The organism is Bradyrhizobium sp. USDA 4452, from assembly GCF_054063575.1.
This window is the reverse complement of sequence record NZ_JBSSGK010000001.1, coordinates 7,358,142-7,372,760: the sequence shown is the minus strand read 5'-3', so window position 1 is coordinate 7,372,760 and position 14,619 is coordinate 7,358,142. Positions and strand designations below refer to the sequence as shown.

At 64.8% G+C, this 14,619-nt stretch carries 13 protein-coding genes; 8 read left to right on the top strand and 5 right to left on the bottom strand.

From position 1 onward, the window contains the following. Positions 1–111: 111 nt before the first annotated feature. Positions 112–954 (top strand): uroporphyrinogen-III synthase, encoded by an 843-nt coding sequence (locus ACVISU_RS34650; protein ID WP_050403577.1) that lies wholly within the window; start codon positions 112–114, stop codon positions 952–954. Positions 955–1,129: 175 nt separating this feature from the next. On the opposite strand, the gene fcl is transcribed toward ACVISU_RS34650, so the two are convergent. The 3 genes from fcl to ACVISU_RS34635 form a co-directional block, all read right to left on the bottom strand. Next, the gene (fcl, locus tag ACVISU_RS34645; protein WP_456709937.1) at positions 1,130–2,086 is read right to left on the bottom strand and encodes a GDP-L-fucose synthase; all 957 of its coding nucleotides are present in this window, start codon (positions 2,084–2,086) and stop codon (positions 1,130–1,132) included. Then, complete coding sequence (gene gmd / locus ACVISU_RS34640) at positions 2,067–3,167, bottom strand: GDP-mannose 4,6-dehydratase (RefSeq protein WP_063695394.1); 1,101 nt, start codon at positions 3,165–3,167, stop codon at positions 2,067–2,069. The genes fcl and gmd overlap by 20 nt, the downstream gene beginning before the upstream one ends. 231 nt (positions 3,168–3,398) lie before the next feature. Further along, positions 3,399–4,073, bottom strand: coding sequence for a Crp/Fnr family transcriptional regulator (locus tag ACVISU_RS34635; RefSeq protein ID WP_456709936.1), 675 nt, complete (start codon positions 4,071–4,073; stop codon positions 3,399–3,401). Between the two features lie 402 nt (positions 4,074–4,475). On the opposite strand from ACVISU_RS34635, the gene ACVISU_RS34630 reads away from it, so the two are divergent. Both ACVISU_RS34630 and ACVISU_RS34625 read left to right on the top strand, forming a co-directional pair. After that, positions 4,476–5,297, top strand: a complete 822-nt coding sequence (locus tag ACVISU_RS34630) for an ABC transporter ATP-binding protein (RefSeq protein WP_063695393.1) — start codon at positions 4,476–4,478, stop codon at positions 5,295–5,297. After that, complete coding sequence (locus ACVISU_RS34625; protein ID WP_050403579.1) at positions 5,294–7,222, top strand: long-chain fatty acid--CoA ligase; 1,929 nt, start codon at positions 5,294–5,296, stop codon at positions 7,220–7,222. The genes ACVISU_RS34630 and ACVISU_RS34625 overlap by 4 nt, the downstream gene beginning before the upstream one ends. A 62-nt stretch (positions 7,223–7,284) precedes the next feature. On the opposite strand, the gene ACVISU_RS34620 is transcribed toward ACVISU_RS34625, so the two are convergent. Continuing rightward, entirely contained in the window at positions 7,285–7,650 is a 366-nt protein-coding gene (locus tag ACVISU_RS34620) for an endonuclease domain-containing protein (protein WP_456709935.1), read from the bottom strand. A gap of 83 nt (positions 7,651–7,733) precedes the next feature. On the opposite strand from ACVISU_RS34620, the gene ACVISU_RS34615 reads away from it, so the two are divergent. The 4 genes from ACVISU_RS34615 to ACVISU_RS34600 all read left to right on the top strand — a co-directional run bounded on the left by ACVISU_RS34615 (position 7,734) and on the right by ACVISU_RS34600 (position 12,041). Further along, positions 7,734–8,627, top strand: a complete 894-nt coding sequence (locus tag ACVISU_RS34615) for a branched-chain amino acid ABC transporter permease (protein ID WP_456709934.1) — start codon at positions 7,734–7,736, stop codon at positions 8,625–8,627. Positions 8,628–8,630: 3 nt separating this feature from the next. After that, on the top strand, positions 8,631–9,704 hold the full coding sequence (locus ACVISU_RS34610; RefSeq protein ID WP_050403582.1) for a branched-chain amino acid ABC transporter permease: 1,074 nt from the start codon (positions 8,631–8,633) through the stop codon (positions 9,702–9,704). 50 nt (positions 9,705–9,754) lie between these two features. Further along, the gene (locus ACVISU_RS34605; protein ID WP_050403583.1) at positions 9,755–11,038 is read left to right on the top strand and encodes an ABC transporter substrate-binding protein; all 1,284 of its coding nucleotides are present in this window, start codon (positions 9,755–9,757) and stop codon (positions 11,036–11,038) included. Positions 11,039–11,201: 163 nt separating this feature from the next. Continuing rightward, the gene (locus tag ACVISU_RS34600; protein ID WP_050403667.1) at positions 11,202–12,041 is read left to right on the top strand and encodes an ABC transporter ATP-binding protein; all 840 of its coding nucleotides are present in this window, start codon (positions 11,202–11,204) and stop codon (positions 12,039–12,041) included. A gap of 65 nt (positions 12,042–12,106) precedes the next feature. On the opposite strand, the gene ACVISU_RS34595 is transcribed toward ACVISU_RS34600, so the two are convergent. Then, complete coding sequence (locus tag ACVISU_RS34595) at positions 12,107–13,255, bottom strand: AGE family epimerase/isomerase (RefSeq protein ID WP_456709933.1); 1,149 nt, start codon at positions 13,253–13,255, stop codon at positions 12,107–12,109. Positions 13,256–13,350: 95 nt separating this feature from the next. On the opposite strand from ACVISU_RS34595, the gene ACVISU_RS34590 reads away from it, so the two are divergent. Beyond that, on the top strand, positions 13,351–14,574 hold the full coding sequence (locus ACVISU_RS34590) for a phenylacetate--CoA ligase family protein (RefSeq protein ID WP_456709932.1): 1,224 nt from the start codon (positions 13,351–13,353) through the stop codon (positions 14,572–14,574). Positions 14,575–14,619 lie beyond the last annotated feature (45 nt).

The following is a 14,619-nucleotide window of genomic DNA, read 5'->3' as shown; positions in this document are numbered from 1 at the left end:
ATGTGTGGAACGGTCATTTTCGGCCTCCGTCTACACCGCAGGCGGCCTTGCGCCAATCCCGGCACGGGGGTCAAATCGAACAAATGACGGCAATATGAGTTAAGGACCATCATGGCTGACCGGCTGAACGGCTACCGCATCCTGATCCTCGAAACGCGCGAGGAAGCGCAGTTTTCCCGCCTGCTCGCCGAGCAGGGCGCCGACGTGCTGCAATGCCCGATGTTCACCATCCATGATGCGTCGGATCCGGCACCGATCGAGGCCTGGATTCGCCGCGCCATCGAACGGCCGCTCGACGACCTCGTGCTGATGACCGGCGAAGGCCTGCGCCGGCTGATGAAGGTGGTGCGCCGGATCGGGGTCGAGGCGGAGTTTGTCGGCGGCCTCGGCAAGGCGCGCAAATTCGCCCGCGGTCCCAAGCCCGGCCGCGCGCTGCGCGAGATCGGCCTCGAGCCGCAAATGACGACCGAGAAGCCGACCTCGGAAGGCGTCGCCGAGATGCTGGCGAAGCTCGACCTGAGCGGCCATCGGCTCGGCTTGCAGCTCTATCCGGACAAGGATCACGCCACGCTGATCGGCGCGATCAAGGCGCAGGGCGCCGAAGTCGATACGGTGCTGCCCTATGTCTATGACGCGCAAGCCGCCGACGGCAACATCGTCACTGCGATCGAGGAGATGGCGCAGGGCCGCATCGATGCGATCGCACTGACCAATCTCGGCCAGGTCCGCCGCCTCATCGAGGTGGCACGGGCGCGCGGCTGCGAGGACAGGTTACGTCAGGGATTCGAGCGTACGCCGATCGCGTCCGTCGGACCGGCGGTATCGGACGAACTCAAGTCCCATGGGCTGCGCACCGATATCTATCCGGCGGAAGACGCCTTCTTCATGCGGCCGCTGATATCGGCGATGGCGGCCGCGCTTTCGAAAAATCCGCCGCGCGCGGCGGCGCGTTAGTCGCAAGAAACCGTCATTGCGAGGAGTTCGCGACAATATTGCAAAGCAATTTTACGCTGAAGCGGCGAAGCAATCCATTCTCTCCCGAGCGGACAAATCGATTGCTTCGCGGAGCCTGTCGTCGGGCGGCGCATCGCGCCGACCTGCTGGCTCGCAATGACGACGCTGAGGCGTCCTACTCCGCCGCCTGCCTGGTCTCGTTCAGATAGGCCTGGTAGGCGAGCTTGATGCCATCCTCGAGCGAAGTCGCGGCGCGCCAGCCGAGCTTGGCCAGCCGGCCGACGTCGAGCAGCTTGCGCGGCGTGCCGTCGGGCCGCGAGGTATCGAAGCGGATCTCGCCGCGATAGTCGACGGTAGCAGCGACCACGCGGGCGAACTCGGCGATGGTGATGTCTTCGCCGGTGCCGATATTGACCAGTTCCGGTGACGAATAGGTCTTCATCAAATGGATGCAGGCGTCGGCGAGGTCGTCGACGTAGAGGAATTCACGGCGCGGCGTGCCGGTGCCCCACACCGCGACATTGCCCGCGCCGGAGACCTTGGCCTCGTGGAAGCGGCGGATCAGCGCGGCGACGACGTGGCTGTATTCGGGGTGATAATTGTCGCCGGGACCGTAGAGATTCGTCGGCATCACGCTGATGAAATCGGCGCCGTACTGGCTGCGATAGGCCTCGGCCATCTTGATGCCGGCGATCTTGGCGATCGCATAGGGCTCGTTGGTCGGCTCCAGCGGGCCGGTCAGCATCGAATCCTCGCGCAGCGGCTGCGGCGCGAGGCGCGGATAGATGCAGGAGGAGCCGAAGAACATCAGCTTCTCGCACCCATTGGCATGGGCCGCCTGGATCACGTTGGTCGATATCGCCAGATTGTCGTAGAGGAATTCGGCGCGCAGCGTGTTGTTGGCGACGATGCCGCCGACCTTGGCGGCGGCGAGAAACACCGCCTGCGGCCGCTTCGCGGCAAACCAGGCGTTGACCGCGGCTTGGTCACGCAAATCGACCTCTCCGCGCGACACCGTCAAGAGATCGGCCCCTTCGCGCGCCAGCCGGCGCATCAGCGCAGAGCCGACCATGCCGCGATGGCCGGCGACGAAGACCGTCTTGCCCTTCAGTTCAAACGCCGTGCTTGCCATGGGCCGCATCCTGCCTGGCCTCGACGAGATCGCTGGCGACCATTTCCTTCACCAGTTGCGCGAACGGCGTCTTTGGCGCCCAGCCGAGCTTGGCGCGCGCCTTGCTGGCGTCGCCGATCAGAAGATCGACCTCGGTCGGACGGAAATAGACCGGGTCGATCTGCACCAGGGTGTTGCCGGTCGCCTTGTCGACGCCGATCTCCTCAACGCCCTTGCCGCGCCATTCGATGCTGCGGCCGACCTCGGCGAATGCCAGCTCGACGAATTCGCGGACCGAGCGCGTCTCGCCGGTCGCGAGCACGAAGTCGCCGGGCTCGTCCACCTGCAGGATTTTGTGCATGCCCTCGACATAATCGCGGGCGTGACCCCAGTCACGCTTGGCATCGAGGTTACCGAGATAGAGCTTGTTCTCCAGGCCGACCTCGATGCGGGCGACGGCGCGGGTGATCTTGCGCGTCACGAAGGTTTCGCCGCGGATCGGACTCTCATGGTTGAACAGGATGCCGTTGCTGGCGAACATGCCGTAGGCTTCCCGGTAGTTGACCGTGATCCAGTAGCCGTACAGCTTGGCGACGGCATAGGGCGAACGCGGATAGAACGGCGTGGTCTCCTTCTGCGGCACCTCCTGCACCAGCCCGTACAGTTCCGAGGTCGAGGCCTGGTAGAACCGGGTCTCCTTTTCCATGCCGAGGATGCGGATCGCCTCCAGCAGACGCAGCACGCCGATGGCGTCGGCGTTGGCGGTGTATTCCGGGCTCTCGAAACTGACCTGGACGTGGCTCTGGGCGGCGAGGTTGTAGACCTCGGTCGGCCGGATCTGCTGCACCAGTCGGATCAGATTGGTCGAATCGGTCATGTCGCCGTAGTGCATCAGGAACGGCACGTTGCCGGCGTGCGGATCCTGGTAAAGATGGTCGACGCGCGCCGTGTTGAACGAGGACGAGCGGCGCTTGATACCGTGCACGGTATAGCCGAGGCCGAGCAGATATTCGGCGAGATACGCACCGTCCTGCCCGGTGATGCCGGTAATCAGCGCAACGCGCCGCTTTGAGTCCTGAGCCACCGAATCCTTAACCGCCATGTCATCTCCAGAGAGCGCGAAAACCGCGCGGTCCCGACGAGGCCGGTCTGTAGCATCCGGCCTGCCGCAAGTCTAATGGCATAATCGTTTGAAATCAGGACTTTAAGGCATGACCTGGAAAAGTGTGTAGCGGTTTTCCGAAAAGATCATGCCCAAACAAGAAGCTAAAGCGCGATCGATCTCATCGCGCTTTAGAACCTCGAAAAGTGGCGTCGTTCGGCGCAGCGTCGGTCACTCCCCATAGTGGCGCAGCCGGTCGAGCTCGATGATCGTCACCCCGCCATATTCGAGCCGCAGCAGGCCCTCGCGCTCGAGCCGTTTCAGGCACTGGTTGGCGTTCTGCCGGGAGATACCCGACAGCGCCCCGATCTCCTCCTGGGTGATCTCCAGGTGCAAGGTGAGCTCGGGGTAGAGAATCGGATTGAACAGCGAGGCGATCGAGCGCGCCAGCCGCGCGGTGGCATCCAGCGTGCGGCCGTATTCGAGCAGCGCGATGAACTGGCCGAGCCGCTCGTTGAGCTGTCCGACCAGGAAGCGGTTGAAGCCGACGCTGTTCTCGAACAGCCAAACGAAAGTCCGGCGATCCATCATCGCCAGCCTGGTGTCGCGCAGCGCGACCACGTCGTAGCGCCGCAGCTCGTTTTTGAGCACGGTACCCTCGCCGAACCAGGCGCCGGCGGTAAGGCCCGCGAAGCTCGCGGCCTTGCCGCCGCGCGAGACGATGCCCATGCGCGCCAGCCCGGTGACGATGCCGGTCCAGTACTGGAAATTGTCGCCGCGCATGAAGATGAATTCGTTGGCGCGGTAGGACTTCTCGGAAATGCCGGCGCGTGCGATCTCGATTTCGTGCTCGCTCAGCTCGCGCGACCAGGCCGCGATGCGCTTCAGGTAATCGGCAGCAATCATTCTAGCGACGGCATCCCACCCCAAGATACTGGCACAATATTGCACCGCAGCAACGCCGCGCGTGAAGCCAGGAACCCGCTTCTTGCAGTGCCAACAAAAATTCCTGACCAAATGTCGGGCACATGACAATTCAACCTATCGCTTTCTCGTATTCAGAGCCACCTCGCGTAACGCCGCGCGCAGCGCCTGGATGGATCGCTGACCACGGATGACGCGAGGGACGGGCTTGCAGGCGGGTGCGGCGTTACCGCGCATGACGCAGGCGATCGGGGCGAGCGCTGCTCCCGAACGCCGGCTTCATTAGTCGGATGGTCTCCCTCCGGCGGCCCATGTAAGATCGAACTGCAAGATCGAAGCGAAGATAAAGAGCGCGCCAAAGCGCCCGTATCTGGAGGGAACAGGGTGGCCAACAGTCTCGAGGTGCGCGGAGTCTCATTGCGCTTTGGTGGCGTCCGCGCGCTGACCGAAGTGAGCTTCGGCGTCAACGAGGGCGAGCTGTTCTCCATCATTGGTCCGAACGGCGCCGGCAAGACCTCGATCGTCAACTGCATCTCCGGCCGCTACCGGCCGACCGAGGGCCAGCTGTTCTATCGCGGCCAGGACATCACCGGCCTCACCCCGAACGCACGACCCCGCCTCGGCATCGGCCGGACCTTCCAGAATCTGGCGCTGTTCCACCATATGAGCGTGCTCGACAACATCATGGTCGGCCGCCATCACCTCTTGAAGAACAACTTCATCACGGGATCGCTGTACTGGCTGACCGGCGCGCGCCGCGAGGAGCTCGAGCACCGCCGCAAGGTCGAGGAGATCATCGACTTCCTCGATCTGCAGTCGGTGCGCAAGGCGACCGCCGGCACCCTGCCCTACGGCTTGCGCAAGCGCGTCGAGCTCGCCCGCGCGATGGCGCTGGAGCCGCAGCTGATCCTGCTCGACGAACCGATGGCCGGCATGAACTTCGAAGAGAAGGAAGACATGGCGCGCTACATCGTCGATCTCAACGAAGAGTTCGGCATGACCGTGATGATGATCGAGCACGACATGGGCGTCGTGATGGACATCTCCCACCGCGTCATGGTGCTGGATTTCGGCCGCAAGATCGCCGAGGGCGATCCGGCCGCCGTGCTCGCCGATCCCCACGTCAAGCGCGCCTATCTCGGCGAAGAGGACGAGGCGCTGGTCGATCCCGACGACAGGCCGACTGTGCGGGAGAGCGCGGCATGATCGACTATGCCGGTCGCGCCGCGCAGGCCGACACCTTTCCCAAGATGCTGCGCCTCAACGCCAGGGAGCACGGCGGCGAGATCGCGCTGCGCGAGAAGGATCTCGGGCTGTGGCGCGAATTCACCTGGAACGATTACCAGACCCGCACCCATGATTTCGCGCTCGGCATGGTCGAGCTCGGGCTCGGCCGCGGCGACGTGATCGGCATCATCGGCGACAACCGGCCGGACTGGGTCGCCGCCGAGATCGCGAGCCACGCGATCGGCGCGATGAGCCTCGGCCTCTACCGCGACGTGCTCGACGAGGAAGCTTCCTATCTGCTGACCTACGGCGAGGCCAAGCTGGTGTTCGCCGAGGACGAGGAACAGGTCGACAAGCTGCTCGGCCTCGCCGGCCGGGCGCCTCACCTGAAGCACATCGTCTATTCCGATCCGCGTGGCATGCGGAAATACGACGATCCGCGGCTGATGGAGGCGAGCAAGCTCGTCGCGCTGGGCCGCGATCGCGCGGCGCGCGAGCCCGGGCTCTACGAGAGGCTGGTCGACGCCACGAAAGGCGACGACGTCGCGATCCTCTGCACGACCTCGGGCACGACAGCCAATCCGAAGCTGGCGATGCTCTCGGCCGGGCGCGTGCTGCGGCACTGCGCGACCTATCTCGCCTTCGATCCGAAGGGGCCGGACGACGAATATGTCTCGGTGCTGCCGCTGCCCTGGATCATGGAGCAGATCTACGCGCTCGGCAAAGCGCTGCTCTCGCGGATGAAGGTCAACTTCGTCGAAGAGCCCGACACCATGATGCACGATTTCCGCGAGATCGCACCGACCTTCGTGCTGTTCGCGCCGCGGGTCTGGGAATCGATCGCGGCCGACGTCCGCGCCGGGGTGATGGATGCCTCGCCGTTCAAGCAGCGGCTCTACGATCTCGGCATGAAGACCGGGCTTGCGGCGCTCGCCGAGGGCAAGCGCTCTGTTTTCGCCGACCAGCTCCTGTTCCGTGCGCTGCGCGACCGGCTCGGCTTCACACGGCTGCGCTCGGCGGCAACCGGCGGCGCGGCCCTCGGGCCGGATACCTTCAAGTTCTTCCAGGCGATGGGCGTGCCGCTGCGCACGCTGTATGGCCAGACCGAGCTGCTCGGCGCCTACACGCTGCATCCCGAAGGCAAGGTCGATCCCGATACCACGGGCGTTCCGATGGCCGACAACATCGAGATCCGCATCGACAATCCCGACGTCAACGGCGTCGGCGAGATCGTGGTGCGGCACCCCAACATGTTCCACGGCTACTACAAGAACCCCGAGGCATCGGTCGCCGACATCAAGGACGGCTGGATGCACTCGGGCGACGCTGGCTACTACAACGACAACCGGCAGCTCGTCGTCATCGACCGCATCAAGGATCTCGCCGAGACCTCGCGCGGCGAACGCTTCTCGCCGCAATATATCGAGAACAAGCTGAAGTTCTCGCCCTATGTCGCCGAGGCCGTCGTGCTCGGCGCCGGCCGCGACGCGCTCGCCGCGATGATCTGCATCCGCTACTCGATCATCTCGAAATGGGCGGAGAAGAACCGGATCTCGTTCACGACCTATACCGACCTGTCCTCACGGCCGGAGGTCTACGCGCTCTTGAAGAAAGAGGTCGAGACCGTCAACGCCACCCTGCCGCCGGCGCAGCGCATCTCGCGCTTCCTGCTGCTCTACAAGGAGCTCGATGCCGACGACGGCGAGCTGACGCGGACCCGAAAGGTCCGCCGCGGCGTGATCAACGAGAAATACTCCGACATCATCGAGGCGATCTACCGCGGCAAGGCCAGCATCCCGGTCGACACCGTGATCCGCTTCCAGGACGGCACCACGCAGCGCGTCCGCACCACGCTCGAGGTCGTCGACCTCGGCCGCGCCACCATCTCGGAGGCCGCGGAATGACTCACCCAACGGCGCGCACTCGCTTTCACCTCGCCCCGCTTGCGGGGAGAGGTCGGATCGCGTCAGCGATCCGGGTGAGGGGGAGCCTCCGCGAGGACGGTGACAATCGTTTCGAGGACCCCCGCCAAATTGCCCGAGATCTCGTTATTCCAGAACCGGAGAACGCGATAGTTGTGGTCGACGAGCCATTTGTCGCGAAGAGCATCCGGTTGGCTGTCGGCGTGTTGCCCGCCGTCCACTTCAATGATGAGACGGCGCTCTCGACAGATAAAGTCGACGGTGTAGGGCCCAATCGGTTCTTGTCTTACGAACTTGTAGCCATTCAGCCTGCGGGCACGAAGCCGGTACCAGAGTGTCCCTTCAGCATCTGTCGAGAAGTTTCGCAACTTCCTAGCGCGTTCGGTTTTGATCTCGCTCGCACCGCGCATGCGGAGACTCCCCCTCACCCGTCGTGCTCCGCACGCCGGCCTCTCCCCGCAAGCGGGGCGAGGCGAAGATAGCACGGACTCCCATGAACACCCAGTTCCTGATCCAGCTGATCGTCAACGGCCTCGTGGTCGGCACGCTTTACGGCGTGGTCGCGATGTCGTTCGTGCTGATCTACAAGGCGACGCAGGTCGTGAATTTCGCGCAAGGCGAATTGCTGCTGGTCGGTGCCTGGGTGTGCTGGGCGCTGCTGACGAAGTACCAGGTGCCGTTCTGGATCGGCATGCCGATCACGCTGGTGTTCATGTTCATCTTCGGCATCGCGATCCAGGTCGTGATCCTGCGGCCGATGATCGGCGAACCGATCATCTCCGTAATCATGGTGACGATCGGCCTCTCGACCGTGTTCCAGGCCGCGCTGAAGTGGATCTTCGGCGTCAATCCGCAGCCGTTCCCGCGCGTATTCCAGAGCCAGGCGGTCAGCCTGTTCGGACTGCAGATCCAGACCGTCTATGTCATGAGCCTCGTGGTCTCGCTCGCCATGATGGTCGGCATGGCCTGGTTCTTCCGCGCCTCCAAGTATGGCCTGGCGATGCGCGCTACCGCTTTCAACCAGCAGGTCGCGCAGTCGCTCGGCATTTCCGTGAAGAGCGTATTCGCGATGGCGTGGGCGATCTCGGCCACGGTCTCGGCCGTCGCCGGCGTCGTGGTCGCCGTGGTCAACGGCGTGTCGTCCGGCCTCTCCGCCTACGGCATCAAGGTGTTTCCGGCCGCGATCCTCGGCGGGCTCGACTCGGTCGGCGGCGCCGTGCTCGGCGGCATCATCATCGGGCTGTTGGAAAACGTCGCCCAGTATATCGACAGCGAGTATCTGCACTGGGGCAATCTGTATGAGATCGCGCCGTTCTACGGCCTGATCATCATCCTGATGATCAAGCCGTACGGGCTGTTCGGCACCAAGGACATCGAGCGGGTCTGATCCATGGCGACAAGCACACTCATTCCTTCCGGCGATTTCCGCACCAGCTACGCGGCCGACACCACGATCTTCCCGACCGCGACCAGCCGCAACTTCGCGATTGCCGGCATCGCGCTCGCTTGCTTCGCGCCGCTGCTGCTGTCCAACTACCTGCTCTCGATCGCGATCCAGATCGGCATCTTCGCGATCGCGGCGCTCGGCCTCAACGTCCTGGTCGGCTTCACCGGTCAGATCTCGATCGGCCATGCCGCCTTCTTCCTGTTCGGCGCCTTCACCTCGGCCTACATCTCCAACAACGCGCCGATCCCGGTGTTCTTCGCGATCCCCCTCGCCGGCGTGATCACGGCGCTGGTCGGCCTGGTGTTCGGCGTGCCGGCAGCGCGGCTGAAGGGACTCTACCTCGTCATCGCAACGCTCGCCGCGCAGTACATCCTGCTCGACTTCTTCTCGCGCGCCGAATGGTTCTCCGGCGGCTCGGTGCCGGCCAGCGCCAATCCGTTCTCGATCTTCGGCTACACTCTGCGCGGCGACCGGCAGTATTTCTACGTCGTGCTCGCCTACATGGTGATCAGCTATCTGCTGGTCACCAATCTGATGCGCACCCGCGACGGCCGTGCACTGGTCGCGATCCGCGACCACTATCTCTCCGCGGAGATCATGGGCATCAACCTGACCAAGTATCGGACGCTGTCGTTCGGGCTTGCCGCGTTCTTTGCCGGCATCGCCGGCGCGCTCTACGCGCATTATCAGCTCGTGGTTTCGCAGGAAGGCTTCGGCATCGAGCGCTCGGTACTGTTCCTCGCCATGGTCATCATCGGCGGCACCGGCTCGGTGATGGGCACGCTGATGGGAACGGCCTTCGTGGTGCTGCTGCCGGAATCGATGGAATGGCTGAGCGCCTGGCTGAAGGGCGGCGCCATCGACAAGGCGCTGCAGCTCAACAACAACATCACATTCCTGCGCGAGATCGCGATCGGCCTGATCATCATCGGCTTTTTGATGTTCGAGCCGGATGGGCTCGCGCATCGCTGGCGGCAGATCAAGGCCTACTGGAAGCTATATCCGTTCTCGCACTGACGCTTGGAACAACTCAAATTCGGTTCAACGAATAAAAGGAGGAAACAACAATGACGATTAGATCCCTTTTGAGCTCGGTCTCCCTCGCGCTGCTGGTCAGCGGCGCGGCCGCCACCGCGCAGGCGCAGATCGCCATCGGCCATCTGCAGGACCTCTCGGGCGGCACCTCGGACGTCGGCACGCCCTATGGCCAGGGCGTCGTCGATACCTTCGCCTGGGTCAATAAAAACGGCGGCGTCGGCGGCAAGCAGATCAATGCCGACAGCAACGACTATGGCTATCAGGTGCCGCGCGCGATCGCGCTGTACAAGAAATGGTCGGCGCCCGACGGCAAGGTCGCGGCGATCATGGGCTGGGGCACGGCGGATACCGAGGCGCTGACCGGCTTCCTGGCGCAGGACAAGATCCCCGACATGTCGGGCTCCTATGCGGCCGCGCTGACCGATCCCGAAGGCACCAGCGGCAAGGCCAAGCCCGCGCCGTACAACTTCTTCTACGGCCCGAGCTACTCGGACGCGCTGCGCGCCGAGCTGACCTGGGCGGCCGAGGACTGGAAGGCCAAGGGCAAGCCCGGCAAGCCCAAATTCGTCCACATGGGCGCCAACCATCCCTATCCGAACGCGCCGAAGGCCGCCGGTGAAGCGCTCGCGACCGAGCTCGGGTTCGAGGTGCTGCCGCCTCTGGTGTTCGCGCTGTCGCCCGGCGACTACTCGGCGCAGTGCCTCAGCCTGAAGAGCTCCGGCGCCAACTACGCCTATCTCGGCAACACCGCAGCCTCGAACATCTCGGTCATGAAGGCCTGCAAGACCGCCGGCGTCGACGTCCAGTTCCTCTCTAACGTCTGGGGCATGGACGAGAACGCGGCCAAGACCGCGGGCGATGCCGCCGACGGCGTGATCTTCCCGCTGCGCACGGCGGTCGGCTGGGGCGGCAATGCGCCCGGCATGAAGACAGTGATGGAGATCTCGAAGATGTCCGATCCGTCGGGCAAGGTCTATCGGCCGGTGCACTACATCGCCGCGGTCTGCAGCGCGCTCTACATGAAGGAAGCGCTGGATTGGGCCGCCAAGAACGGCGGCGCCACCGGCGAGAACGTCGCCAAGGGCTTCTACCAGAAGAAGGACTGGGTGCCGGCTGGCATGGACGGCGTCTGCAATCCGTCGAACTGGACCGAGAAGGATCATCGCCCGACGACCAAGGTCGATCTCTATCGCGCCAAGGTTTCCGGCGCGACCGATGGCGACATCAACGACCTGATGGCCAAGGGCACGATCAAGCTCGAGAAGGTGAAGACCGTCGAACTGCCGCGCAAGCCGGAATGGTTCGGCTGGTGAGGAGACAATCGCCACAAACAAGTCCGTCATCCCCCGCGAAAGCGGGGGATCCAGTACGCCGCGGCCTCTCCGTTAGCTTCGAACGTCTCTGGAATACTGGGTCACCCGCTCGAGTGCGCCGTTGCGCAAACGCGGGTGACGACAACGGAGAGTGATGCGGATCATGACCCAAAGCGTCGAAGCAACACGGCCAGCACCGACGGCAGTCCCGCCGCCGCCGCTGCTCAGCGTCAACAACATCGAGGTCGTCTATGACGACGTCATCCTGGTGCTGCGCGGCCTCAGCCTCGAAGTGCCGAAGGGCGCGATCGTGGCGCTGCTCGGCGCCAACGGCGCCGGCAAGTCGACCACGCTGAAGGCGATCTCCGGCCTGCTCAAGACCGAGGACGGCGAAGTCACCCGCGGCGAGATCCTGTTCGAGGGCCAGCGCATCAACGGCATCGACCCGGACAAGATCGTCCGCCGCGGCATCTTCCAGGTGATGGAAGGCCGACGCATCGTCGCCGACATGACCTCGCTGGAGAATTTGCGGCTCGGCGCCTTCACGCGCCGCGACGGTGAGGTCTCTGATGATATCGACATGGTGTTCAAATATTTCCCGCGCCTCAAGGAGCGCACCGGCCTTGCCGGCTATCTCTCCGGCGGCGAGCAGCAGATGCTCGCGATCGGCCGCGCGCTGATGGCGCGCCCGAAGATGATCCTGATGGACGAGCCCTCGATGGGGCTGTCGCCGCTGCTGGTCAAGGAAGTGTTCGCGATCATCAAGGAGATCAACCGCGATCTTGGCGTCACGATCCTCCTGGTCGAGCAGAACGCCCGCGCCGCGCTGTCGGTCGCGAGCCACGGCTACATCATGGAACAGGGCAAGGTGGTGCTCGACGGCTCCGCCGACGAGCTGCGCGACAATGAGGACGTCAAGGAGTTCTACCTCGGCGGCGCCGGCGACCAGCGCAAGAGCTTCAAGAACCTGAAGAGCTTCAAGCGGCGCAAGCGCTGGCTGTGAGGATATCGGGGCGTTTTCGGGCGGAGTTGCGTGTGCAGAAAACGCGTCAGAACAGGAAGGCGGTTCTATCCGAGCACCTGCTCGGCTTCAGTGACCGCGCAGAGCACATGGTAGAAAGACGACGCCGGGATCGTGGTGACCAGCGATCTGCCCTCGCGGTCGAACTGGTCGTACCAGCCCCCTCGCACAGGATGGCTGAAATAGTGCCGCTCCAGCAGCACCAGCGCCGCGCGGGCCTCGTCCGCAGCGCCGGCTTCGCCAGACTCCGCCTGCGCGATCCAGGCCTTGGCCAGCTCGCTCTGCGGCCACAGCCGCCTCGTGTGACGGCGGATGTTGCCCTCGGTATCGCCCTCGTCGATCAGGCAGCCGGTGGCGTCGCGATAGCGCAGCGCGGAGGCCAGGAGCTCGCCGCGCGGGCGTCCGGTGGGGCAGCCGGTGATCCGTTCAAACCCCTTCAGCAGCCAGACCCATTCCGCGAGGTGGCCGGGCTCGACGCTGACCGGCGGGATATTCGACCAGTCCTCCTCGAAATATTCGCCGAGCGTGTGCATCTGCTTGTCGTACAGGTTAGCGAGGAACAGGGCGAAGAAATCGCCGGCGCGGTTCTGGAACGACAAATCGTGGGTTGCGTCGAAGCAGGCGATCATCGCCTCGAAGAGATGCATTTGCGGATTCTGCCGGCGCGGCATCGACGGCGGCAGGCCTTCGTGGAAACCGCCATGGGGCGAGCGCAGCTGGGTGTCGAGGAACGACAGCAGCGCGTCGATCTCGGCGCGGATCTGGGCATCCTGGTCAAGACCATAGGCGGTCGCCAGCGCGAGCAGCACGAAGGCATGGCCGTAGGTGTCACGCAGCGGGTCATGCACGCCGCCGTCCGGCGTCAGGCTGAAGACGAAGCCCGGCCGGCCGTCCGGCGCCTTGGCCTTGGCCAGCAGGTAGTCCAGCCCCTTCAGCGCGATCGCGCGCCCCTCGGGATACCATCCCATCTGGGCCGCCTTGGCGTAGCAGTAGATCTGGCGCGCCTGCACCATGATCCGGCGCGGCGCGGCGTTGTCGGCTGTCCCATCCTGATGCAGCCGGTCGACAAAGCCGCCGGCCGTGCCGTCCCAGCCGACCGTCGACCACAGCGGCAAGGCGTGGTCGATGATGCGGCGCTTCAACCTCCCGACGACGTCGGCGGCCCCGTCAGCCGCAACGCTCTCTGCCTCAGCCATCGTGCTCCCTGGAACCATCCCAATATCAGCGGTCACCGTCTGATAGCACGGGCGGACCGGCACGCCACCTGCGCAAATCCTCTCAAGGACCTGCCATGACCGACCATTACGATGCCCTTGAAACGCGCGATCCGGCCGAGCGCGAGGCCGCCCTGTTCGCCCGGCTGCCGGAGGTGCTGCGCAAGGCGATGGCGGCGCCCGCCTATGCCAATTTGCTGAGGGGCATCGATCCCGCCTCCATCTCCAGCCGGGAAGCGCTGGCGGGGCTGCCGGTGCTGCGCAAATCGGAGCTGCCGGCCTTGCACAAGGCCGCCCCGCCGTTCGGCGGGTTCGTGGCCGAGAAGCCCGGCGCGTTTGGGCGGCTGTTCACCTCGCCCGGACCGATCTTCGAGCCGGAAGGCCGCCAGGCCGACCCCTGGCGCGGGGCGCGGGCGCTGTTTGCGGCGGGCTTTCGCGAGGGGGACGTGGTGCTGAACACCTTCAGCTATCACCTGACCCCCGGCGGCTTCATCTTCGACGCCTCGGCGCGGGCACTCGGTTGTGCCGTGATCCCGGCTGGCCCAGGGAACACCGAGCAGCAATTCGAGCTGATCGAGGCCTATCGGCCGGTCGGCTATAGCGGCACACCCGATTTCCTGAAGATACTGCTCGACGCCGCCGCCGCGGGCGGTCGCGACGTGTCCTCGATCAAGCGCGCGCTGGTCTCAGGCGCGGCATTTCCGCAATCGTTGCAGGAGGAGATGAAGGCGCGCGGCGTCGAGGCCTACCAGGCCTTCGGCACCGCCGATCTCGGCCTGATCGCATTCGAGACGCCGGCGCGCGAGGGGATGACGGTCAATGAGGAGCTGATCCTGGAGATCGTCAAGCCCGGCACCGGGGATCCTGTCGCGCCGGGGGACGTCGGCGAGATCGTGGTGACCTCGCTCGATCCGCATCATCCCTGGATCCGCCTCGCGCTCGGCGATTTGACCGCGGCCCTGCCGGGCGCGAGCCCGTGCGGGCGCACCAACATGCGCATCAAGGGCTGGATGGGCCGCGCCGACCAAACCACCAAGGTCAAGGGCATGTTCGTGCGCCCGGAGCAGATCGCGGAAATCGGCAAGCGTCATCCCGCACTCGGACGGCTGCGCCTCGTGGTCACGCGCGCCGGCGAGGCTGACGCGATGACGCTGAAAGCCGAATGCACTTCTCCGGCCGGCACCCTGCAGGACGAGATTGCGGCCACGCTGCGTGCCGTGACCAAGCTCGGCGGCGTCGTCGAGCTGGTCGGCGCCGGCGCGCTGCCGAACGACGGCAAGGTGATCGCCGACGAACGATGAGCCGACCACCCCGTGTGATCCAATCCACGTTGTCGCGCGCGGCAT

Coding starts and splice junctions, on each gene's coding strand:
- gmd (WP_063695394.1), bottom strand. CDS start 3,167: ATGGCGGTTAAGGATTCGGTGGCTCAGGACTCAAAGCGGCGCGTTGCG.
- ACVISU_RS34590 (WP_456709932.1), top strand. CDS start 13,351: ATGACCGACCATTACGATGCCCTTGAAACGCGCGATCCGGCCGAGCGC.
- ACVISU_RS34595 (WP_456709933.1), bottom strand. CDS start 13,255: ATGGCTGAGGCAGAGAGCGTTGCGGCTGACGGGGCCGCCGACGTCGTC.
- ACVISU_RS34610 (WP_050403582.1), top strand. CDS start 8,631: ATGGCGACAAGCACACTCATTCCTTCCGGCGATTTCCGCACCAGCTAC.
- ACVISU_RS34600 (WP_050403667.1), top strand. CDS start 11,202: ATGACCCAAAGCGTCGAAGCAACACGGCCAGCACCGACGGCAGTCCCG.
- ACVISU_RS34625 (WP_050403579.1), top strand. CDS start 5,294: ATGATCGACTATGCCGGTCGCGCCGCGCAGGCCGACACCTTTCCCAAG.
- ACVISU_RS34620 (WP_456709935.1), bottom strand. CDS start 7,650: ATGCGCGGTGCGAGCGAGATCAAAACCGAACGCGCTAGGAAGTTGCGA.
- ACVISU_RS34615 (WP_456709934.1), top strand. CDS start 7,734: ATGAACACCCAGTTCCTGATCCAGCTGATCGTCAACGGCCTCGTGGTC.
- fcl (WP_456709937.1), bottom strand. CDS start 2,086: ATGGCAAGCACGGCGTTTGAACTGAAGGGCAAGACGGTCTTCGTCGCC.
- ACVISU_RS34635 (WP_456709936.1), bottom strand. CDS start 4,073: ATGATTGCTGCCGATTACCTGAAGCGCATCGCGGCCTGGTCGCGCGAG.
- ACVISU_RS34650 (WP_050403577.1), top strand. CDS start 112: ATGGCTGACCGGCTGAACGGCTACCGCATCCTGATCCTCGAAACGCGC.
- ACVISU_RS34605 (WP_050403583.1), top strand. CDS start 9,755: ATGACGATTAGATCCCTTTTGAGCTCGGTCTCCCTCGCGCTGCTGGTC.